20 protein-coding genes are annotated in these 19,957 nt (G+C 64.4%); 10 read left to right on the top strand and 10 right to left on the bottom strand.

Features of this window, described 5'->3' with window-relative positions; translation table 11 throughout:
• Positions 1-3 precede the first annotated feature (3 nt).
• Positions 4-180, top strand: a complete 177-nt coding sequence (locus AKN83_RS40515) for a hypothetical protein (RefSeq protein WP_172803524.1) — start codon at positions 4-6, stop codon at positions 178-180.
• 110 nt (positions 181-290) lie between these two features.
• Here AKN83_RS40515 and AKN83_RS11240 read toward each other — a convergent pair whose 3' ends face one another.
• A complete protein-coding gene (locus tag AKN83_RS11240) occupies positions 291-947 on the bottom strand; it encodes a tetratricopeptide repeat protein (protein ID WP_050403713.1) in 657 nt (218 codons plus the stop codon).
• 103 nt (positions 948-1,050) lie between these two features.
• A complete protein-coding gene (gene ykgO, locus AKN83_RS11235) occupies positions 1,051-1,176 on the bottom strand; it encodes a type B 50S ribosomal protein L36 (RefSeq protein ID WP_002718645.1) in 126 nt (41 codons plus the stop codon).
• Positions 1,177-1,657: 481 nt separating this feature from the next.
• On the opposite strand from ykgO, the gene AKN83_RS11230 reads away from it, so the two are divergent.
• From AKN83_RS11230 to AKN83_RS11215, 4 genes are read left to right on the top strand one after another with little or no spacing between them, the layout of a single operon-like run.
• On the top strand, positions 1,658-2,542 hold the full coding sequence (locus AKN83_RS11230; RefSeq protein WP_050403714.1) for an amidohydrolase family protein: 885 nt from the start codon (positions 1,658-1,660) through the stop codon (positions 2,540-2,542).
• Between the two features lie 36 nt (positions 2,543-2,578).
• Complete coding sequence (locus AKN83_RS11225) at positions 2,579-3,421, top strand: dienelactone hydrolase family protein (protein WP_050403715.1); 843 nt, start codon at positions 2,579-2,581, stop codon at positions 3,419-3,421.
• Entirely contained in the window at positions 3,418-4,161 is a 744-nt protein-coding gene (locus tag AKN83_RS11220) for a haloacid dehalogenase type II (protein ID WP_050403716.1), read from the top strand. The genes AKN83_RS11225 and AKN83_RS11220 overlap by 4 nt, the downstream gene beginning before the upstream one ends.
• Positions 4,162-4,181: 20 nt before the next feature.
• The gene (locus AKN83_RS11215) at positions 4,182-4,667 is read left to right on the top strand and encodes a YbaK/EbsC family protein (protein WP_050403717.1); all 486 of its coding nucleotides are present in this window, start codon (positions 4,182-4,184) and stop codon (positions 4,665-4,667) included.
• A 3-nt stretch (positions 4,668-4,670) separates the two neighbouring features.
• Here AKN83_RS11215 and AKN83_RS11210 read toward each other — a convergent pair whose 3' ends face one another.
• The 3 genes from AKN83_RS11210 to AKN83_RS11200 all read right to left on the bottom strand — a co-directional run bounded on the left by AKN83_RS11210 (position 4,671) and on the right by AKN83_RS11200 (position 8,863).
• Entirely contained in the window at positions 4,671-5,129 is a 459-nt protein-coding gene (locus tag AKN83_RS11210; RefSeq protein ID WP_430641518.1) for a hypothetical protein, read from the bottom strand.
• A gap of 199 nt (positions 5,130-5,328) precedes the next feature.
• Complete coding sequence (locus AKN83_RS11205; RefSeq protein WP_050403718.1) at positions 5,329-7,764, bottom strand: Nal1-like putative serine protease; 2,436 nt, start codon at positions 7,762-7,764, stop codon at positions 5,329-5,331.
• Positions 7,765-7,948: 184 nt separating this feature from the next.
• Positions 7,949-8,863: a LysR family transcriptional regulator gene (locus tag AKN83_RS11200; protein ID WP_050403719.1), complete on the bottom strand. Its 915-nt coding sequence runs from the start codon at positions 8,861-8,863 to the stop codon at positions 7,949-7,951.
• 124 nt (positions 8,864-8,987) lie between these two features.
• On the opposite strand from AKN83_RS11200, the gene AKN83_RS11195 reads away from it, so the two are divergent.
• The 3 genes from AKN83_RS11195 to AKN83_RS11185 all read left to right on the top strand — a co-directional run bounded on the left by AKN83_RS11195 (position 8,988) and on the right by AKN83_RS11185 (position 11,480).
• The gene (locus AKN83_RS11195; protein ID WP_050403720.1) at positions 8,988-9,686 is read left to right on the top strand and encodes a pirin family protein; all 699 of its coding nucleotides are present in this window, start codon (positions 8,988-8,990) and stop codon (positions 9,684-9,686) included.
• Positions 9,687-9,772: 86 nt separating this feature from the next.
• Positions 9,773-10,372 (top strand): NAD(P)H:quinone oxidoreductase, encoded by a 600-nt coding sequence (gene wrbA / locus AKN83_RS11190; RefSeq protein WP_050403721.1) that lies wholly within the window; start codon positions 9,773-9,775, stop codon positions 10,370-10,372.
• A 160-nt stretch (positions 10,373-10,532) separates the two neighbouring features.
• The gene (locus tag AKN83_RS11185) at positions 10,533-11,480 is read left to right on the top strand and encodes a DUF5996 family protein (RefSeq protein WP_050403722.1); all 948 of its coding nucleotides are present in this window, start codon (positions 10,533-10,535) and stop codon (positions 11,478-11,480) included.
• A 23-nt stretch (positions 11,481-11,503) separates the two neighbouring features.
• Here AKN83_RS11185 and AKN83_RS11180 read toward each other — a convergent pair whose 3' ends face one another.
• Both AKN83_RS11180 and AKN83_RS11175 read right to left on the bottom strand, forming a co-directional pair.
• Positions 11,504-12,685 (bottom strand): GNAT family N-acetyltransferase, encoded by a 1,182-nt coding sequence (locus AKN83_RS11180; RefSeq protein ID WP_244521954.1) that lies wholly within the window; start codon positions 12,683-12,685, stop codon positions 11,504-11,506.
• A gap of 36 nt (positions 12,686-12,721) precedes the next feature.
• Positions 12,722-13,693: a cupin-like domain-containing protein gene (locus tag AKN83_RS11175; protein WP_050403724.1), complete on the bottom strand. Its 972-nt coding sequence runs from the start codon at positions 13,691-13,693 to the stop codon at positions 12,722-12,724.
• 191 nt (positions 13,694-13,884) lie between these two features.
• On the opposite strand from AKN83_RS11175, the gene AKN83_RS11170 reads away from it, so the two are divergent.
• Complete coding sequence (locus AKN83_RS11170; RefSeq protein WP_157113314.1) at positions 13,885-14,976, top strand: glycosyltransferase family protein; 1,092 nt, start codon at positions 13,885-13,887, stop codon at positions 14,974-14,976.
• Here the strand turns inward: AKN83_RS11170 and AKN83_RS11165 are convergent.
• Both AKN83_RS11165 and AKN83_RS11160 read right to left on the bottom strand, forming a co-directional pair.
• Positions 14,973-16,277 carry an O-antigen ligase family protein gene (locus tag AKN83_RS11165; RefSeq protein WP_050403726.1) on the bottom strand — a complete coding sequence of 435 codons (1,305 nt, stop codon included), beginning with the start codon at positions 16,275-16,277 and terminating at the stop codon, positions 14,973-14,975. The genes AKN83_RS11170 and AKN83_RS11165 overlap by 4 nt on opposite strands.
• 5 nt (positions 16,278-16,282) lie before the next feature.
• Positions 16,283-17,278, bottom strand: a complete 996-nt coding sequence (locus AKN83_RS11160) for a glycosyltransferase family 2 protein (RefSeq protein ID WP_050403755.1) — start codon at positions 17,276-17,278, stop codon at positions 16,283-16,285.
• 402 nt (positions 17,279-17,680) lie between these two features.
• Here AKN83_RS11160 and AKN83_RS11155 point away from each other — a divergent pair, with 402 nt between their 5' ends.
• Positions 17,681-18,769 (top strand): radical SAM protein, encoded by a 1,089-nt coding sequence (locus tag AKN83_RS11155; protein WP_050403727.1) that lies wholly within the window; start codon positions 17,681-17,683, stop codon positions 18,767-18,769.
• Positions 18,770-18,843: 74 nt separating this feature from the next.
• On the opposite strand, the gene AKN83_RS11150 is transcribed toward AKN83_RS11155, so the two are convergent.
• On the bottom strand, positions 18,844-19,812 hold the full coding sequence (locus AKN83_RS11150; RefSeq protein WP_050403728.1) for a glycoside hydrolase family 26 protein: 969 nt from the start codon (positions 19,810-19,812) through the stop codon (positions 18,844-18,846).
• Positions 19,813-19,957 lie beyond the last annotated feature (145 nt).

Raw genomic sequence — 19,957 nt, 5'->3', positions numbered from 1 at the left:
ACCATGATTTCCGACCCTAGCGATGCGGCCATCGATCAGATCGTGGCGAGTTGCAATGGCGACCTGCGCGGCGCCCTGAAGGCATTGTTGCTGGTGAATGAGCACCTGGAGGCGGAGCTTCAGCAATTCTATGCCGCTGTCGCCCAGGACAGCGCGTCACGCGGCAAGTTACTGCACTAGTCTCCTGCGCCGGACCGTATCGCGAGCAAGCATCAGGTTCGCGAGCAACGTGCCCATCGCGGCCATTGGCCCGCGATCGCGATCCATCGCACGCATTCAGTTCAAGGCAATCAGATGTCGCGGCCTTCGACCTTCTCGGTCAGCTGCTTGACGATCTGCGGCACCTTCTCAAGGTAGGGATCGACCGCCAGCGCCTTGCGGAAGGCGTCCAGCGCGCGCTTGTCGTCGCCCATGTCCTGCATGATCATGCCGACACCCGCCAGCGCGCCGAAATGGCGGGGCTCGCGGGTCAACACCTGCTGCAGATCTCCAAGCGAACGGACGTAGTCGTTCTTGAGGTAGTAGATGGTCGCGCGCCGGTTCCAGGCCTCGACATAGTCGGGCCGGAGCTTGATCACCGCGTCCAGAAGCTTCAGGGCGACATCGACATTCTGGGCGTCGAGCGCGGCCTTGGCGCGCACCATCAAAAGCGCCGCGGTATCGCTCGGGGTTTGCAGCCATAGCGCCCATATCCGCGCCTCGACATGGCGGGCGCTGTCCTCATCAGGCGCGGCCTTCAGCGCGCCGAACAGGAAATCCAGCCCGCGGGTGCGGTCGGCCGGAACCTTCGGTAGCTTGGTCGGGGCTTCCGGCAGTTTCTTCTGCGCCTTCGGCGGCGGGACCACGTGCGGATCGTCCTGCGCGGCGGCCGCGACGGGCACGGCCAGAAGTGCTGCGATCAGGATCGCCAGCCGGCGGTTGGTGGGCCGAAGGAGGTTGAATCCCATGACCGAAGTCTAGACGCACAAAGCCGCGCTGCAAAGCAGCACGGCCTCAAAGACCTGTGAAATGATGTGTTGGGATCAGCGCAATCGGCCGACCCGCGCCGGATCAACCCTGGCGCGCCTTGAAGCGGCGCTGGACCTTGTTGATCACGTAGACCCGGCCCTTGCGGCGGACCAGACGGTTGTTGCGATGGCGGCCGCGCAGCGACTTCAGCGAGTTACGGACCTTCATGGGACAATCCTGTTACTTCGAAAGGCCCGCGTTGGAGGCCGTACCTGATCAATGCCAATCGTCGGCAAAAAGCCAATAGTTGGCGAAATGGGATTATCCCGACAAGCGCCTAACGCGCGGGACGGCCGGGTTCTAAGCCATCGGACCGTTAAATGTCAACCGAGATGGGCCGATTTTCGGCCATATCCGGGCCTGGAACCAACGTTGGCCATCCCCGTCACGTTATTGAGATCACATCAGAAACGGACGACCGCCGCGATATCCGCGCCATCGCCCCGTCCGGTCGCAGCGCTCTAACGATGGCTTCTTGGCCGGCGAAGCGGGCTCACGCGCCGGATGCACCCCGCACCCAGGGACGACTTCGTGCCCGAACCGGGTTCGCGCCGCCACCGCGCCTTCCATCAACTCAGACCGCTTGCGAAAATTGTTATATCATATAATTATTTTCCATCGCCAACAAACGCGCCGCCGGGGAAGCCGAATGCCCAAGCTCAAACTGCCTGACATCGAAAAGGTCATCGCGATCGACATCCACACCCATGCCGAGGAGCCGTGCGGCATGCATGGCGACGACGGCTATGACGATTTCCAGGCGCAAATGGCCGACTATTTCAAGTCGCCGCACAAGCATCCGCCGACCGTGCCGGAGACTGCGGCCTACTACCGCGCCAAGAACATCGCCGCGGTGATCTTTCCGGTCGACGCCGAACGCGAGACCGGTTTCCGCCGCTACAAGAACGAAGAAATGCTGGAGATCGCGTCCGACCATCTCGACGTGCTGATCCCGTTCGTCTCGATCGATCCGCACAAGGGCAAGCTCGGCGTCCGCGAGGCGCGCAGGCTGATCGAGGACTACGGCGTCCGCGGCTTCAAATTCCATCCGACCATGCAGGGCTTCTACGCCAACGACCGCATGGCCTATCCGCTCTATGAGGCGATCAATGACGGCGGTGCGATTGCGCTGTTCCACACCGGCCAGACCGGCGTCGGCTCGGGCATGCCGGGCGGCATGGGGATGCGGCTGAAATATTCCAACCCGATGTACATGGACGACGTCGCGGCCGATTTTCCCGACCTCAAGATCATCCTCGCGCATCCCTCCTTCCCCTGGCAGGAAGAGGCGCTGTCGGTCGCGACCCACAAGCCGAACGTCTACATCGACCTGTCCGGCTGGTCGCCGAAATATTTCCCGCCGATCCTGGTGCGCTACATCAACTCGATCCTGCAGGACAAGATGCTGTTCGGCTCCGACTGGCCGGTCATCACGCCGGACCGCTGGCTCGCAGATTTCGCCAAGCTCGACATCCGCGAGGAGATCCGCCCCAAGGTCCTGAAGGCCAACGCGCGCAAGATTTTGGGGATTTAAGGGAGTATTGTCGGCGGCAAGCTTCGGAGGTGGTTCATGGCGAACTTCACCGGACTTGCCGCTTTCCTCGCCGCGCTCGCGATCGCAAGCGCAGTGCCGGGCTGCGCCGCCGCCGCCGAGCAGCCGGCCGCCTTCGTCGAGTTCGAGAGCCCGCTTGCGAGCGCGCAACCGCTGCAAGGCCTGTTGCGGCGGCCGGAGCGACCGGGTCCCCTGCCCGCCGTGGTGTTGCTCCACGGCTGCAGCGGGCAGTGGCGGGAACTCGACGAGCGCTGGGGCAAGCGGCTCGCGGCCTGGGGCTATGTCACGCTCACGGTAGACCGGTTCGGCCCACGCGGCATCAGCAATACCTGCACCGGCGATGTTCCGGCCGCAACGGTTCACGACGCCTATCGCGCGCTGAGCTTCCTAAGCCGGCAATCCCTGGTCGATCCGACACGCATTGCCGTGATCGGCTTCTCGCAAGGCGGATGGCTTGCGTTGCTCTCGGTCGAGCGCGGCGCGATCGAGATCAACGCGACAGAAAAATTCCGCGCCGCCGTCGCCTTCTATCCGCGCTGCCTCGGCATCAAGGGCAACATGAGTGTGCCGACCCTGATCATGGTCGGTGAACTCGACGACTGGACGCCGGCGCAAGAGTGCCGGAACCTGGCAGAAGGCCGCGACGATGACGGCATCTCGCGGCAGCAGGGCCTCGGTTATCCGATCGAGTTGATCGTCTATCCCGGCGCCTACCATGAATTCGATATCCCGCATTACAGCACGCCGGCACAGCCGCTCGGCCATCACCTCGAATTCAACGAGCAGGTCCGCGATCGGTCCATCGACGCTCTCAAGAAATTCCTGTATGCGACCATTGGCGGGCAAGAGAAAACCCAATGAGCATCAAAGCAATCGTCTTCGACGCCTATGGCACGCTCTATGATGTGCAGTCCGTGGCCGAAATCACCGAAGATGCGTTCCCCGGCTATGGCGACATCATCACCCAGATCTGGCGCATCAAGCAGCTCGAATATTCCTGGCTGCGCACGCTGATGCGGCGCTACCAGGATTTCGCGACCGTGACCCGCGATTCCCTCGCCTACACGCTGCGCTGCCTCGGCCTGCAATATGACGAGGCGACCTTCGGGCGCATCATCGACAAGTACCAGCATCTTGCGCTGTATCCGGATGCCGTCGCTGCGCTCGAGGCGATGAAGGACAAGAAGCTCGCGATCCTCTCCAACGGCAGCCCTGGCATGCTGAATGCGCTGGTGCGCAATTCCGGCCTCGATCGCCTGCTCGATGCGACCATCAGCGTCGACGCCCACAAGGTGTTCAAGCCGGCACCGGAAGCCTACACGCTGATCGAGGAGGTGCTGAACGTGCCGCCTGCGGAGGTGCTGTTCATCTCGTCCAATCCGTGGGACGCCTGCGGCGCCAAGGCGTTTGGACTCAATGTCGCATGGATCGAACGGGTGACGCCGGAGGCGATGGCGCTGGCCTGCGTCGAAAGCGAGACGGTTGCCCCATTGACGATGTTTTGGGCGTTGCGTACCCAGATGGACGAGCTCGGCGTGGTGCCCGATCATCGGATCCACGGCCTGTCTGAACTTCCTGCCCTGGTGTCTGCCAGATCCTGACTAGCAAGGTCCTGAACAGTATGAGCCTCGCCTCCGTCCGCGCCTTCTTCGCCGAGAAGGCGCCCGAAATCTCCGTGATCGAATCCGCTGTGAGCTCTGCGACCGTCGCGCTGGCGGCGGAGGCCTATGGCGTCGAGCCGGCGCGGATCGCCAAGACACTGAGCCTGCGGGTCGGTGACCGTGTGGTGCTGATCGTCACGGCCGGAACGTCCCGGATGGACAACAAGAAGGTGAAGGCCGCGTTCGGCGGCAAGCCGAAGATGCTCGGCCTCGACGAGGTCGCCGATATCACCGGCCACGAGGTTGGCGGCGTCTGTCCGTTCGGACTGAAGACGCCGCTGCCGGTCTTTTGCGATGTGTCGCTGAAGGCATTCGACATCGTGGTGCCGGCCGCAGGCTCGACCCACAGCGCGGTGCGCATCACGCCCGACCGGATGGCGGAACTCACCGCCGCAGAATGGGTCGATGTCTGCGAGGTCAGGTCTCAGGCAGACGTCGGTTCCTAGAGATTAGTCTTCGTCGTCGCCAGGCGCCGGCCGCGGTGGCGCAACGGAGCCTGGACGCATCTGCTGTTGCACGTGCGGCCGCTGCATCGTCTGCGGCTGGGGCGCGCGCCCCTGCGTTTGGGCCTGCTGTTGCGCATTGGACTCGAACACCGCCCGGCAAGAACTGCCAAGCAGCGCCGTATTCTGCCGCAGGCAGGCGACAATCCGGTTGGTGTCGGGAATCTGATCGCTGCACAGCCGCATCACGTCAGGCGTGCAAGCCATCTGCTGTTCCCAGGTGCCACGATACTCCTGCGATAGCGCAGGCGCGGCCGTGCCAAGGCCGCCGATCGCGATCGCTAAGCTCAGGACAATCCGCTGCGTCTGCATGCCCAATGCCTTCATTCGATTGGAGTTCAATTTGATCCGCGCAGGCGGGTTCCGCGCGGCGATTGCTTCAACGTGGAAAATAAATGCGGCCAAGGATCGTTCGTGCAGACAACTAAATGTGATTGCCGATCGACACAGGTTCCCTGTTCGACCTTGCCGCTTCTTCACCGCCGCGCTCAAGCGCGCGCTGTCGTCTGCAATAAATTCTTGAAAATTCCGCCGCGTCTCCTTTCCCGCAAGCTGGAGAGGTGCAGCAGTTTGCCGCGAGGCCGGTTCAACCTGATTCAAAAAGCTAGCGCTTGCGCGCCACCTTGCGCGTCTTTGCAACCGACCGCTTCCTGGCCGCGCCGCGCTTGGTCGCTGTCTTCTTGCTGGCGGCTGCGCGGCGGACCGGAGCGGCTGCCGGTGGACGCTTGCGCGACCCCGCCCTCCTGACCGCCTTCCTGTGCGAATTCTTGGCTGTCTTCTTCGCTGCTTTCTTTGCGGCCTGCGGGCTCGCGCGCCGCGCCGTCGACGCGCTCCGGCGCTGCGCGCCGCTTCCCCCGACCGGAACGATGTGGTCGTCGGCATCGAGCGTGAGCTGCTGGAGCGGATATGCCGGCAGGAAGCTCGGATCGTTGTAGAGCTTGCTCAAGCTGCCCTGGTCGAACTTGCCGCCTTGCCCGCGATCTTCACCTGCGCCGGCGCGCCAGGCCGCTTCCCAGACTCTCGCGAGCGTCTTGGCGCCGTCCTGCATGCAGGCCGCCGTCGCATCCTTCAGCTTCGACCACATCACGTCGACCTGGCCGCTTCCCATGTGCGAGTTGAACAGGTCGACGATCGTCATCGGCGGCAGCCGCTTCACGGTTCGCTGCATCAGCGCGACCACGGCGACCGCAGCGTCGCGTCCGGTCGGCGTGGCGCCCGCAGCGATCTCCGCGACGTCGCTGGTCCGCGCTTCGGGGATCATCTTGATGAGGTCCTTGCCGTGGCGCCCGATCATCGTGGTCTCGTACACGCTGTGCACCTTGGCGTGCTTCTTGTCGTTCGGGTCGAGGCCATGGTGGAATTGCGAGATGTGCAGCGGCTGGCAGGCATCGCCGATGTAGTGCGCGACGATCCCCGCGGCGCAGACGAATTCCAGCTTCTTGTTGGCAGCGGCGTATTCGACCATTTCGTCGAAGATCTGCCAGATCCGGAACGGCAACGCGCCGCGGCGGTCCTCGCCGATCCCTTCGTAATAGTCGTTCCAGACCTTTGGATCGACGTTGCGCGTGGACTCGGCGCAAAGATCCAGCAGCGTCTTGCCATCCTTGCCCGGTCTATCCATGTCGGCGAAATGGTTGCTCTCGTCGGTGTGCCGGGTGAAGCGCCAGACCAGGTCGGCGACGTCGGCCAGCGGCGCGAATGCGCCGCGCTGATACGGCTTGAGATTGGCCAGCAGCTTGTCGTCGAGGCCGATATTGTCGGAATTGGCGTCCATCATGGCGGAGAGCTTGGGCAACTTCGCATCGATCAAGCCGGTGGCGTAGGCGCCGATCTTGACGTGTCCCCATTCGCCCCAATACTCGGTGTGGCCGGCGTTCCAGTCGCCGATCAATTCGACATCGAGCTCGCGGCACAGCGTCGCCATGCAGATGCCGAGCGCAACCTGCATCGGGACCTTGCCGCCTGATCCGAACAATTCCTGGCCACCCCATTCCAGCGCCAGGGGACTGAGGATGCGCGCGCCGCTGGCGTTCTTCTTCGCGTCCGGATCGTCGAGAAACCAGACCGTGCCGGAGTCGCCGGGATAGTTGTTGAGCGGGGTGTCGCCGTCGCGCGGGCCGATCACGAAATCGCTGACATATTCCATGCCGCCGACGGTCTTGTAGCGATAGAACAGGCCAATGATCTTGCCCTTCATCAATCCGCTGGTGGCGCCGAAGGCGATCAGCGGCTGGTTGATGATCTCGAGGCGGAAGGTGCCGACATTGAGATCGACGACGTCGCCGACCTGGCCGACGCCGTAGACCTGCGCGGTCCAGCCCTTGACGTCGTCGACGCGGATCAATCCGGCATCGAGATTGGCCACCGCGCGCGCGCCGGGCCAGCCGGGATAGACGTCGCTGAACGCGCGCTTGCCGAGTTGCAGCGCATCGCTGATGCCGAGGCGGCGGTCCGTGTTCTTGAAGCCGGCGAATATCTCGCGCCCGGCCGCGCCGACCACGTGGCGATTGGAGAGTGCAAACACGGTCTCGCCATTGGTGACGAGGCAACCGATCGAGCCGCGGTGGATCTTGCCCTGGATCATGGTCTGGACGGGGAAGCCGCCGCCGACCAGATCGCTCTTGAACACCGGCGGATCGACGACGCCGGGGCCGCCCTCGTTCGGATCGACCTTGACGACGCAGGTCGGCACGACGCGCCCGTCCGGCAGATACAGGAACGGCGGCACCAGCTGGTCCTGCTTCTCCGGATGGTTCTTCAAATCCGAGCGCTTCATCCAATCCCGCACGAAGACGAGAATGCAGGGCCATGACCAGTCCTTGACCGACGAATTGAACAGCGTGCGCGGTCCGAGCGCCTGCGGCTTGGAATGGTGCCGCCGTTCGGTCGCGTTGCGGTCGCTGTCCCGGATCAGATAGCGGCCGATCGCCGTGGCGTAGACCGATTGCAGATGGGCCAGATGCACATGATAGGCTTCGCGGGCATCGAGCAGATCCTTCACCGACAATGACGTGAAATCGTGCTTGGTCAGATCAATCATCTGATCCCTCCCAAAATGCGCTTGGCGGCAACAGGTTCAGGACACAGAAATAGACGATCGCGGCGGCCCACGATCATGGGTTAGTTCACACAGTTTATACAATTTAAAAGGGATGACACGAATGTGACGGGTCACGCGGCCTACGGCCTGCGTGCGGACGTCCGTTATTCGGATGAGCGGCCCGTTATTTCCGCTGGCCGCGGCCTTTGGCGAAATGGCTGGCGAGGAAATCCGCCAGCACCTCGACGCGGGCGGGACGCGGGCCGCCGGGCGGGGTGACGAGATGCACGGCGCCCTCGGGCTGCTTCCAGCCTTTCAGGATCACCTCGACCTCGCCGCGCGCGATCGCGTCGCCGACGATGAAGTCGGGCAGATCGGCGATGCCGAGGCCGGCGAGCAGCGCGGGCATCACGGCCTCGCCATTGTTGACGCGCAACTGGCCGGCGGGACGCACGCTCGCCTGTTCGCCAGACGCGTTGGTGTAGTGCCAGACGCCCTGGGTCGAGAGATAGGCGTAGCCGAAGCATTTGTGCTCGGCGAGATGCATCGGATGGGTCGGCCGGCCGTAGCGCTTCAAATAGGACGGCGCCGCCACCGTATAGCGCGGCATGCCGCATAGCCGCCGCGCGATCAGCGAGGAATCCGGCAGCCGCGCGATGCGCAGGCCGGCATCAAAGCCTTCGCCGATCAGATCGACGGTGGCATCACTCAGATGCAGATCGATCGCGACCTCCGGATAGGCCTCCATGAATTCCGGCAGCAGGGGCGCCACGGTCTTGATGCCGAAGCTCATGGGCACCGCGAACCGCACCAAGCCGCGCGGCGTGGTCGATTGCGCCAGCGCCTCGCTCTCGGCGGCCTCGCCGTCGGCCAGCAGCCGCGCGGCGCGCTCCGACAGTTTCTGGCCGGCATCGGTCAGCGCCAGACGCCGCGAGGTGCGGTTGAACAGCCGCGCGCCGAGCCGCTCCTCCAGCCGGCTGACCGCTTTCGAGATGGTCGCCTTGGACAGTGAGAGCTCGGTCGCAGCCGCCGCAAACGACCGTAACTCCACGACTTTTGCGAAGATCGCGAGCGCCTCGAAGTCCGGAAGTTTCGACATGGCAGCTGCCCCGATTACCAATTTTGGAAACAATGAGTTTCAATAGTTTCTATTTCTATACCACAGCCGGAGGCATATCCAAGGGGTCAACGAGATCGAAACCAACTATCAAGCGGAGTAACACATGATCGAACTCAGACCATTCGCAGAGCTTGGCGGCGCCGACCACGGCTGGCTGAAGGCCAAGCATCACTTCTCGTTCGCGAGCTACTACGATCCCGCCAATGTCAGCCACGGCGCGCTGCGCGTGTGGAACGACGACGAAATCGCGCCCAACTCCGGCTTCCCGGCGCATCCGCATGCCAACATGGAGATCATCACCTATGTTCGCGAAGGCGCGATCACGCACCAGGACTCGCTCGGCAACAAGGGACGCACCGAAGCCGGCGACGTGCAGGTGATGAGCGCCGGCAGCGGCATCCGTCACTCCGAGTACAATCTGGAGCCGTCCAAGACCAAGATCTTCCAGATCTGGATCGAGCCGACGACGAAGGGCGGCCAGCCGACCTGGGGCTCGAAGCCGTTCCCGAAGGCGGACCGCTCGGGCAAGCTCGTCACCATCGCCTCCGGCATCGCCGGCGACAACGACGCGCTGCCGATCCGCGCCGATGCGCGGGTGCTCGCCACCACGCTGAAGGCCGGTGAGAGCGCGGAATACGCCGCCGACAAGGCCCGTCACCTCTATCTGGTGCCGGCGGCCGGCAGCATCGAGGTCAACGGTGTCCGCGTCAACACACGCGACGGCGCCGCGATCCGCGATGAAGCCAAGCTGAAGATCATCGCGCTCGAGGATGCCGAGCTCGTGCTGGTCGACGCGGCCTGATCACCTCACTCTGCATGCGCGGACGGATGTCCGCGCATGCCCCTCCCGATCATCTTCCCTTACCTCAACCCCAGAAGGAGGCCATCATGGCCAAGGTTCTCGTCCTCTACTACTCCGCCTACGGTCATATCGAAGCGATGGCCAATGCCGTCGCGGAAGGTGCGCGCGAAGCCGGCGCTACCGTCGACATCAAGCGCGTGCCCGAGCTGGTGCCGGCCGAAGTCGCCAAAGCTTCGTACTACAAGCTCGACCAGCCCGCGCCGATCGCCAAAATCGACGACCTCGCCAACTATGACGCGATCATCGTCGGCACCGGCACCCGGTTCGGCCGCATGGCCTCGCAGATGGCGAACTTCCTCGACCAGGCCGGCGGGCTCTGGGCCCGGGGCGCGCTGAACGGCAAGGTCGGCGGCGCCTTCACCTCGAGCGCGACCCAGCATGGCGGCCAGGAGACCACGCTGTTCTCGATCATCACCAACCTCTTGCATTTCGGCATGACCGTGATCGGCCTGAACTATGGCTTTGCCGGACAAATGAAGCTCGACGAGGTCACCGGCGGCGCGCCCTACGGCGCCACCACGATCACCGGCGGCGACGGCAGCCGCCAACCCAGCGAGAACGAACTCGCCGGCGCGCGCTATCAGGGCCGCGCCATCGCGGAGGCCGCGAAGAAGCTGCACGGCTGAACTGCACGGCCGAGTTCCACATCCGGCTGGATAGATGCTCGACAGGGCGGCACTCGGTGACGATTGCCGCCCTCTCGACCGCAACGGTTCCCGAGGTTCATCGCGACTATTTTCGTGATATGCCGCAAGGCTCCTTGTCGGCGCAGCCCTGAGGTTTGCCATGACCAACGCACCGAAGACCCGCTGGCCGGAACTGCCGACGGCGGAGTGGCGCGACAGCTGTGCCACGCTCCAGCTCTTCACCCAGATCGTCGGCAAGATCCGGCTGGCGAAATCGCCCTGGCTCAATCACTCCTGGCACGTTACGCTCTATGTCACGGCACGCGGGCTGACAACCTCACCGATCCCGGATGGTGACCGCACGTTCCAGGTCGACTTCGATTTCATCGATCACGTGCTGCGCATCTCGACCAGCGACGGCGCCGAGCGGCAATTCGCGCTGGCCGGGCAATCGGTCGCGAGCTTCTACGCGGCGATCATGGCGAAGCTGAGCGAGCTCGGCGTCAATGTCGTCATCGACGAGACGCCGAACGAAATCCCCGAGCCGATCCGGTTTTCGCTGGACACGCAACATGCCGCCTACGATGCGGACGCCGTGCGCCGTTTTCACCAGATCCTCGTGAACTGCGACCGCGTGTTCAAGCAATTCCGGACCGGCTTTCTCGGCAAGGCGAGCCCGGTGCATTTCTTCTGGGGCAGCTTCGATCTCGCGGTGACGCGCTTCTCGGGCAGGACGGCACCGCGGCATCCCGGGGGCGTGCCGTATTTGCCCGACGAGGTGGCGCACGAAGCCTATTCGCACGAGGTCAGCAGCGCCGGCTTCTGGCCGGGCGGCGGCGCGATTGATTATCCCGCTTTTTATTCCTATGCCTATCCGGAACCTGCGGGCTATCGCAGCATGCCGGTGCGACCTGACGCTGCGTTCTTCAGCGAGGCGCTCGGCGAATTCATCCTGCCCTACGACGCCGTGCGGATGGCTGCGGACCCGGACAGGGCGCTGCTCGAATTCCTGCAATCAAGCTATGAGGCCGCGGCCATCAATGCGAACTGGGACCGTGCTGCGCTGGAGTGCACACCGGGCCAGCCGGGCGTGGTCAGAGGGGTCTGAGGCCGGCGCGCCGCGCCATTCGTTCAATCGTCTTCGCGCGAGGGCGTCGCCTTGCCGAGCGCCCGTTTCAGCCGCGCGGTCAGCTCGGGATAGTGACGCAGCGCCAGCACGGCGCGGTCGCGCAGCGCGTGAGGCTGCCCGCGCCAGCTCAAGGGTGCGCTGAGGTCGACCAGTGGCGTGCGCTGCGGTCCGAACCGCCGCTTGTAGCTGTAATTGCCGATCGAGAAATCGAACTCCCGCACACCATCCTTGTGCAGCGCTGCGATGGTGCGATCGACGATCAGCCGGCCCGGCGAACAGGCCGACCATTTGCCGCCCGCATTGCTGATGCGGATCATGACATAGCGCGAGCCGGTGCGAATGCCGAGCAGCGTCGCCACGACTTCGTCGTGGGTCGCAAGCGCGGTCATGACGGCATAGCCGCGCGCGGTGCCTTCGCGCACGAGGTCGCGATAGAAGGCGGCGCAGTCCGCATTGTCGAGCACGTAGTTGAGCCCCAGGCTGTTCAGCCGCGCGCCCTGCTGCGCTTCCGTGACGGACAGCAGGCCCAGCGCCTCGTCGGTATCTGTGGCGATCCTGAATGATGCGGACCGCTCGCGCGCAAACACGCGCCAGCTCCGTCCCAATTCCTTGCGAACCTTCCGGCTCAGCTCGTAGCGCCAGGCGTCGTGGTCGTCGCCGATGGTCAGGAGATTGCCGTTGACGACCGACGGCCCGATGCCGTCGAGCAGCGCCAGCGGGTTGGATCGCGTCGCGAGCTTGATCGGCATCTTGCGAAACCTGATCAGATCGGCCCCGCCTTGCGCCTTGCGCAGCGCGGCCTGCAAATCGCGCCAGAACTGCCATGCGGCGACGTCGTCGCGCGGCGCAGCCGGCCCGAGCACCGGCGCGTTGAAATCGGTGAGGTTGAGGTCGGCGAATTCAACGATGCGCAGGCTGCCCAGCCGATGACGGATCAGCGGCAGCAGCGCCGCCCGCTCGCCGGTCGCGGCATCGCTGACAAGGGCGATCAGCGGCTCGACGCCGTCGGTCGACGCGAAAGCGCGGTACCAGGACGCATACCATTGCGGATGCTGGAACGCGGTAAGCGGTTCGAAAGTCCCCCAGCGGGCGACCGCCTGCGCCCAATCGGAAACCAATTCGACGCGATAGCCGACCGCATAGGAGGCGACCCGCGCCCCGAATTTCTCAACCGCTGTCGTCAAGACCGTCATTTCAGCACCTGCTACCGGCAAGCTGGCTTACGCCGCCTGCAACGCCGCATTGGACGGGTCCTTGGGCGGGTCCCTGGGCAGGTCGACGATCTTGCCGAGATCGCTCTCGTTGAGGCGGAAGTCGATTGCGCGCCGCACGGCACGTTCGCGCTTCACCCACTTGCCGTCGCGCAGCAGCTTCTGCATCACCTGCTTGGCGAAGAAGGTCGGGCCGCGAATGCTGCGGCTGCGCGGCGTGTAACCGAAGCGATGCCGCAGCATGCCGTTGGCAAGATGCAGGATCTGGGCGCGGCGGATGTCGTCGTTGACATAGGAGATCGTCATCGAGATGTTGACGGTGTCGAGGTTCTCGACACGGTGCGGCGCATTGAGCGGCCAGTTCAGCATCTGGCCGGGCTCGAGATCGATGACCTGCGCATGCCAGTCGTACCAGGGTTCGTAGGGGATATCGACCTCGACGTCGAACAGCGCGATGTTCTCCAGATGCTCGGGCCGGATGAAGGGCTGCGTGGCGGGGTAGATGTAGACCCGCTTGCGGCCGGCGATCTGGACCAGGCCCTGCCCCGGCAGATCGGCGTGGTAATAGACCTGCGCATCGGGCGACGAAATCAGGATGCCGGCCTGATGGGTCGGCGCATCGAAGCCAGGAACCTTGGCCGCGATCTCGCCGAACATCCGCTCGATCATGTCACGGTAGCGCCGATCGATCGCGGTGACGTTGCGCAGGTTCAGCCACAGACCGCCGCGCGAAATCGCCTCGATCACCTGATGGCCGCGCAACCTGCCGATCTCGCCCTCGCGCCAGACCCGGCTCGATCCCTTGGCGCCAGTCTTGACTAGGCTGTAATGCTCGCGCGGATAGTGCTCGATCAGCTTGGCGAGATCGTCCATCGAGAACGCGGGCTGCTTGTGCATGGTGTGCTCGAGCCGGATCGGCTGATGGCTCCAGAGCCTGGAATGGTTGTCATCCCAGTTCGCAAAGATCTTGCCCGTCGTCATTGGTCGCGCTCCTGGCTGCGCCGTTTCGCTGCATTCGATGTCCCGTTCCGGGACGATCTGGCTGCTCTTGAGCAGGGATTGGCAAGAACGGTGCCGTCGCACACGCGCGCGGGGTTACGCAAAGCTAATGTCTCGCCGATATGGCTAACCGCGACGTTTCCGGAGCCGGCCGCCGTGGCCGACAGGACTGAATGACTGTACCACCCCGATATCGCGCGCTGTTCCTCGGCGCCGGGCCGCGGATGCACTGCGGCGTCGGGCACTTCACTCGCCTTTTGCAGGAGACGATCGACAAGATCGAGCCCGGCGCGACCACGGCGTTAACCCTGACCCAGACCGATGGCAGGATCAGCGAGATCTGGCGCGCGGTCGGCAGCGCGGACAGCGTGGTCTGTAACTTCCCGATCGTGGCCTGGAAGCGCGTGATCGTGCGGCCGCTGCTCGCGCTGCTGTTCGCCCGCCTGCGGCGCCGCAAGGTCGTCTTGATCCAGCACGAATGGGCCGGCCTCAACGGCATCCGCCGGCTGACCTTTATTCCCGCGCTATGGTTCGCCAACGCCATTGTGATGTTCTCGCCGCTGGTACGCCGCGAACTCGCCGACGACCGGATCATGCGTGGCATGGTGCGGAAATGCGTGCTGGCGCCGCTGCCGCCGAACATCGCGGCGCCGGCCGGCTTCGCGGACTCGATGTTGCTGCAGCGGCTCGTCGCGGCACGCAGCAACGGCCAGCTCATCGTCGGGCATTTCGGCTCGATCTATCCCGGCAAGCAGCCGAACGGGCTGCTCGAGATCGGCGCGATCCTGAAGCAGCGGGGCCTGCAGCCCTTGATCGTCTATGTCGGCTCCTTCATCCGCGGCACCGACAATATCGAGCAGAAGTTCTATGCCCGCGTCGCCGAGCTGGGGCTCAAGGGCGATGTGATCGTCTCCGGCTATGTCGCCTCCGACCACGAGGTATTCGGCCTGCTCGGCGAGATCGACGTGTTCTGCTATTCGCTGGCGGAGGGCCTGACCGCCCGGCGGTCGAGCATCCTGGCCTGCGTGCAGTCCGGCCGGCCGCTGATCGTCACCGGCCCGGCGCTGCCGGACGAATTCGACCATCATCCGCGCTTCAAGGAACTGATCGACCGCGGCGCCATCCTGCTGGTGCCGCGCGACGCCGACAGTGCCGGCTATGCCGACCGGATCGTCACGGCGCTGAAGCGGCCGACCGTCCCCGTGCCGTTCGATTTCGACGCTTGGTGGACGGATGTCGCCAACGCGGTCCGCGCGCAGCTCTAGCTACGCATCCGGAACCGGGCCAGATAATGCAGCCCGAATACCGCGATCAGGAACGTCACCCAGGTCGTATCGGCGCGATCGAGAAAGAAGCTCTCCATCGACGACAGATAAAGTCCGAACAGCCAGATGCGCAGGAACAGCATCGTCAGCGGCCCATCATTGCCGCCGCGATCCGCGGCCTGGAAGTCGCACAGCGGCTTGACGACAACCGCCGCGATCAGCAGCACGAGACCCGGCAGGCCGGTCCCGAGCGCGGTATCGAGATAGCCATTGTGGCTGTGCGAGGCGTAGCCCGCCCACTCCTTGCCTTCCTGCAGGTTCTGGATCGCGCTAGTGCCCCAGAACGACTCGAAGCCGTAGCCGGTCCATAACCGCTGGTGCAGCGATTCGAGGGCGAACGCCCAGATGTCGGCGCGGCCGGTGAAGGAGGTGTCGATCGGCATCCGGTCGGCGATCGCCGCCAGCGTATCGCTCATCACGGTGCCGACGCTGAACAGATTGAGCAACAGCAGCGGCGTCAACAGCAGCAGCGCGCGGCCCGACAGCGAGCGGATCACCGGCATTAGCGCGGTCAGCATCAGCACGGCGAGGCAGAGCACGATCGCGCTCTTGCCGGCGGTGAAGAACAGGAACACCGCGGCAAGCCCGGTCACCGCGATGCCCGACAGCCAGCCGCCGGCCCGCATCAGATAGATGCCGATGAAGATCAGCATCGCCATCATCGCGGCCGCGACGTTCTTGTGGCCGAACGCGCCGCGCCAGTTGCCGGCAAGCGCCGGTTCCTGCGGATCGGTGGCCTGGTGGATCGACAGATGCGGCGCCAGCAAGACGCCGAGGTAACACGTCACCAGCAGCACCAGGGCGGCGATGCCGAACCAGCGCATCAATTCGCCCTGCGATTTCGGCAGCAGCAGCAGCGTCGCGGTTACCACGATGACGAACACCGACAGCGTCAGGCGGCGCAGCGAGGTGGCAGGATCGGACGACAGCACGACGGTGACGCAGGTCCAGCCGGCGAACAGCAGGAAGGCCGGCGTCAGCAGCGATTTCAGCGCCGGCAGATTGTCGCGCAAGGTCAGAGCCAGCATCGCGACCATCAGCACGCCGAACAGCGCGTACAGCACCGCATCCTTGCCGGTGACGACGTCGCCGACATGGAAGCCGCTCAGATCCGCGAACGGCCGCAGCGATATCCAGACCAGCAGGAGGATGCCGACAAAGAATGCACCTCGGACGATATCCATCACAGGCCGGCGCGCAACCTCGGCGATCAGCGCCCGGCCTTCCGCGGTGACGGACATCTCACTCACGGGGCGATCTTGGAAGCCGCATAAGGCTGCGGCTCGATGCCGAGTACGGCAAGCGCGCTGCCGACCGCGACCACCATCGGATGCATCGCAATCACCGCCTGATGCTCGCGCAGCACGATGCGCGTGAAGCGATACAGCGAGAACGGCACCAGGCCGAACATCTTGGCCTTGACGGCCGCGCGCGACCACGTTGTCTGCGCCGCCTTGCGCTCGATGTGATAGTTGATCGCGCCGATCCGCAATCCGCGCCGCACGATCCAGCCGAGACTGGTTCGGGTCGAGGGAACGGTCTCGCTGATGACGGCGTCCGTAACCCAGAAGAACCGAAAGCCGGCGCGGCGCGCCCGTGCGAAGAAATCGTGGTCGCCGCCACCGAGGAAGTTGAAGCGCAGGTCGAAGGCGGGCTGGCCGAGCCTTTCGAATACCGCGCGCCCGATCAGGCAATTGCCGCAGCCATAGATCACCGGAACCGGACCGCTGGCATGATAGGCCGGCGCAAACGCCGGATGCCGCTTGAGGCTGCGCTTGTGCTTGTCATCGAAGTTCGGCCACACCGGCCCGCCGACGATCTCGGCGCCGGAGGTCTCGGCGGCCTGCACCATCCGCTCCAGCCAATCCGGCGAGGCGACCTCGTCGTCGTCGATCATCAGGAAGTTCTGCGCGTTCGGGAAGGTCTCGAGCGCGGTCTCGAATGCCGCGTTGATCGCCTGGCAATTGCCCTGCCGCGGCTCGACGACGCAGACGCCGCGAAGCTTGCCGGAATTGAGAAACTCGGCCGCTACCGGCGCGCTCTCGCAGTGCGCCGCATCGTTCTCGACCACGACGATCGCGAAGCTGCGCTCGGTGCGCTGCGCCGCCACGGACTCCAGCGTCAGCCGCAGGTGCTTCGGGCGCCGGAAGCTCGGAATGCAGATGACGGTATCGATGGAGCAATCCAGCGCGGGCGAAGTGGTGACCCAGGCGCGGTCGGCTACAGCAAGCTCGGTCGACATCTCCATGCCCTCCTGGCAATCGCGATTCGCACGACGCATCGTCCCGGCACGGATCGGAATGGGACATGGCCGTCCCAAAGTGACCGACACCGGTGGCAATACGGACGCGGCGCGAACGTTACGGCGACCTCATGGCAAAATCCGCTCCACAGGAGACCCGCGTTACCGCAACTTCGTCGCAAGGTTAATTTGAAGTCGAACGAAGCGATTTGCAGGCATATGCGACAGTGCGGCAGGCGGCTTCACCATCGGCGTCACGCTGTTAGCTGATCCTTAGGGTTAAGAGCCGTCACGCGCGCGTGAAGCGTGCTTTACGCTCCAGTTGGCATTCAATTTGCTGATCACCCCATAATTTTCGATCGTTCCGATCGCAACAACGCAAAACACTGCTAGAGGTTCACCTTGAAAGCGCTCGACCTCGTCTCGCTCGGCACCAAGCATGTCCGCAACGCCCTCTCGGAAGAGCTCTATTTGCGTACCGGACGCGACGTCACCCGCCCGGCCGCGATCTTCGCCGAGGTCGTCGAACGCTGCAACTACAAGTGCCGCTACTGCGACTACTGGCGCCGCCCGAACTATCGCGACGAGATGTCGATCGCCGAATGGCAGCGCGCGCTCGCGAGCCTGAAGCAATTCATCGGCGCCTATCACGTCGAGTTCGCCGGCGGCGAGCCCTACATCAAGAAGGGCTTTCTCGACCTGCTGCGGTTCTGCCGCGACAACGACATCCACTGGGGCGTCACCACCAATGGCGGCGCCTACCTCAACAAGAAGATCGTGGCGCAAACCGTCGCGGCGCGCCCGTTCAACATCAACATCTCGATCGATTCCACCGATCCGGCGATCCACGACTACTCGCGCGGCGTCGAGAACTCGCTGCACGACATCGTGCAGGGCATCCGCAACGTCGCCGAGCAGCGCCGTGCCGAAGGCCTGGATTTCCCGATCATCATCAAGCCGGTCGTGCATCGGCTGAACTTCCGCCGCCTGCCCGAAATGGTCGACTGGATCCAAGAGATCGGCGCTACCGCGCTGAGCTTCCAGCCGGTCGAGCAAGGCACGCAGGAGGTCGAGGACGAACTGTGGATCGGTGAGAGCGAGCTGGACGATCTCATCAAGGTCCGCGACGAGCTGTTGCGCATGAAGCGCGACGGCGCGCCGATCCTCAACGGCGAGGCCGTGTTGCGGGCCTGGCCGAACCATTTCCGCCGCGAAAAGGCGCCGAAGGAAGTGATGCCGTGCCGGGTCGGCATGCGCAATTATTTCATCCGCTCCGACGGCCGCCTGGAAACGTGCTGGTTCTTCAAGCCGATCGGCAACGTGCGTACCCAGACCGCACGTGAGATCTGGTACAGTGAGGAAGCCCGGGTCCGCCGCAAGGAGACCGTCGCTTGCGACAAGCTCTGCCTGTTCACCTGCCTTGCGCAGCGCACGCTGCAGGACAAGCTGAAGATGGGCCTGACGCTGCTAACCAACACCAAGGCCGCCTGACGCAGCGAGAGAAAGGCAACAAAGCCCGGTAGGTTCGTGGGACCGATCGGGCTTTTTGCTCGATCGCATTGAGTTCAGCCCGCGAACAGCCTTCGGAACAGGCTGGCCGATTCGGGAAACTGGCCGTTGTCGATCTGCGTTGGCCACAGACCGTCGACATCGAAATAGGCCGCATAGGCGATCGCAGCCTGATTGGCGGCAAACCAGTCGTGCATCTGCTGCACGAAAAACGCATTGTCGCCGGACTGGCCGACGCCCCATTCCGGATAGCTCATCAGCTTGCCGTGCTTCGCTGCAAACGTCTGCTGCCATTCGAGGCCGAACGGAGCCTTCAGACAGGAATTGGTCCAGCGCTCGGCCGCGCTGCCGGCCGATTTGAAATCGTAGACGTCGAGGCCGATGAAATCGACGACGTCATCGCCGGGATAGGCGGCGTCGGCCGGCATGTCCTGCGCACCCCAGCCCGGACACCAGTCGAACTTGAAACGGCGGGAATGTCGGCGGAAGATTCCAACCACGCGGCGGAACGCCCTGATGTAGTCGTCTTCATGCCCCTTGGCGAACCAGCCCGAGCTGGAGATGTTCATCTCCCAGCCGAGGCGGATGATCGCTTTGGGATGCGCCGCTGCGATGGCGCGCGCGGCCGCCCCGAACTCGGCGTCGTGCAGGCCGCCCGCGACATCGGCAAGCGGCGTGCCGGCCATGGTGAGCGGCACCGACCACACCACATTGCGCGCCGGATTCAGCTTTTTCCAGAGCCCCGGCACCCAATCGAGCTTGTGAAAGTCGTCCCAGCTGCTCTGGCCGTAGAAGTCGACGCCGAGCACTGACGACCGCGGCCGATTGAGCCATGTCTCCCAGGCCTGCAGCACTTGCTCGCGGCCGGTCTCGCCCCAATTGACGAAGGCGCCGGCGAACCGTGCCGAACCCGTGCCGAGCTGCGATCGTGCCGGTGGCGCGGCCCGCGCGGTCGACAGTCCGTTCAGCGCAAGCGCCGCGAATGCGAGGGCACCTCGCCGCGTGATTCCGTGATCAGTTGGCATCCCGCGCTCCAGTCGGCTCGCTCGCGGCGCGCGTGCCAAAAGCACACAGCGGGGCCAGCGCGGATGTCTCGAAATGGACTGATGTTGCAGTCGGCCGTTTGGCCGCGCCGCTGACCCGCCGAAAATGCCACCGAATCCGCATGTG

It is taken from the genome of Bradyrhizobium embrapense, assembly GCF_001189235.2.
GTDB lineage: Bacteria > Pseudomonadota > Alphaproteobacteria > Rhizobiales > Xanthobacteraceae > Bradyrhizobium > Bradyrhizobium embrapense.
This window is presented reverse-complemented; position numbering and strand designations above follow the sequence as displayed.

Bases quoted from the DNA above. Each gene is read 5' to 3' on its own strand.
- wrbA (WP_050403721.1), top strand. From the start codon at position 9,773: ATGGCCAAGGTTCTCGTCCTCTACTACTCCGCCTACGGTCATATCGAA.
- ykgO (WP_002718645.1), bottom strand. From the start codon at position 1,176: ATGAAGGTCCGTAACTCGCTGAAGTCGCTGCGCGGCCGCCATCGCAAC.
- AKN83_RS11220 (WP_050403716.1), top strand. From the start codon at position 3,418: ATGAGCATCAAAGCAATCGTCTTCGACGCCTATGGCACGCTCTATGAT.
- AKN83_RS11175 (WP_050403724.1), bottom strand. From the start codon at position 13,693: ATGACGACGGGCAAGATCTTTGCGAACTGGGATGACAACCATTCCAGG.
- AKN83_RS11200 (WP_050403719.1), bottom strand. From the start codon at position 8,863: ATGTCGAAACTTCCGGACTTCGAGGCGCTCGCGATCTTCGCAAAAGTC.
- AKN83_RS11205 (WP_050403718.1), bottom strand. From the start codon at position 7,764: ATGATTGATCTGACCAAGCACGATTTCACGTCATTGTCGGTGAAGGAT.
- AKN83_RS11160 (WP_050403755.1), bottom strand. From the start codon at position 17,278: ATGTCGACCGAGCTTGCTGTAGCCGACCGCGCCTGGGTCACCACTTCG.
- AKN83_RS11240 (WP_050403713.1), bottom strand. From the start codon at position 947: ATGGGATTCAACCTCCTTCGGCCCACCAACCGCCGGCTGGCGATCCTG.
- AKN83_RS40515 (WP_172803524.1), top strand. From the start codon at position 4: ATGATTTCCGACCCTAGCGATGCGGCCATCGATCAGATCGTGGCGAGT.
- AKN83_RS11215 (WP_050403717.1), top strand. From the start codon at position 4,182: ATGAGCCTCGCCTCCGTCCGCGCCTTCTTCGCCGAGAAGGCGCCCGAA.
- AKN83_RS11185 (WP_050403722.1), top strand. From the start codon at position 10,533: ATGACCAACGCACCGAAGACCCGCTGGCCGGAACTGCCGACGGCGGAG.
- AKN83_RS11230 (WP_050403714.1), top strand. From the start codon at position 1,658: ATGCCCAAGCTCAAACTGCCTGACATCGAAAAGGTCATCGCGATCGAC.
- AKN83_RS11165 (WP_050403726.1), bottom strand. From the start codon at position 16,277: ATGTCCGTCACCGCGGAAGGCCGGGCGCTGATCGCCGAGGTTGCGCGC.
- AKN83_RS11170 (WP_157113314.1), top strand. From the start codon at position 13,885: ATGACTGTACCACCCCGATATCGCGCGCTGTTCCTCGGCGCCGGGCCG.
- AKN83_RS11225 (WP_050403715.1), top strand. From the start codon at position 2,579: ATGGCGAACTTCACCGGACTTGCCGCTTTCCTCGCCGCGCTCGCGATC.
- AKN83_RS11195 (WP_050403720.1), top strand. From the start codon at position 8,988: ATGATCGAACTCAGACCATTCGCAGAGCTTGGCGGCGCCGACCACGGC.
- AKN83_RS11150 (WP_050403728.1), bottom strand. From the start codon at position 19,812: ATGCCAACTGATCACGGAATCACGCGGCGAGGTGCCCTCGCATTCGCG.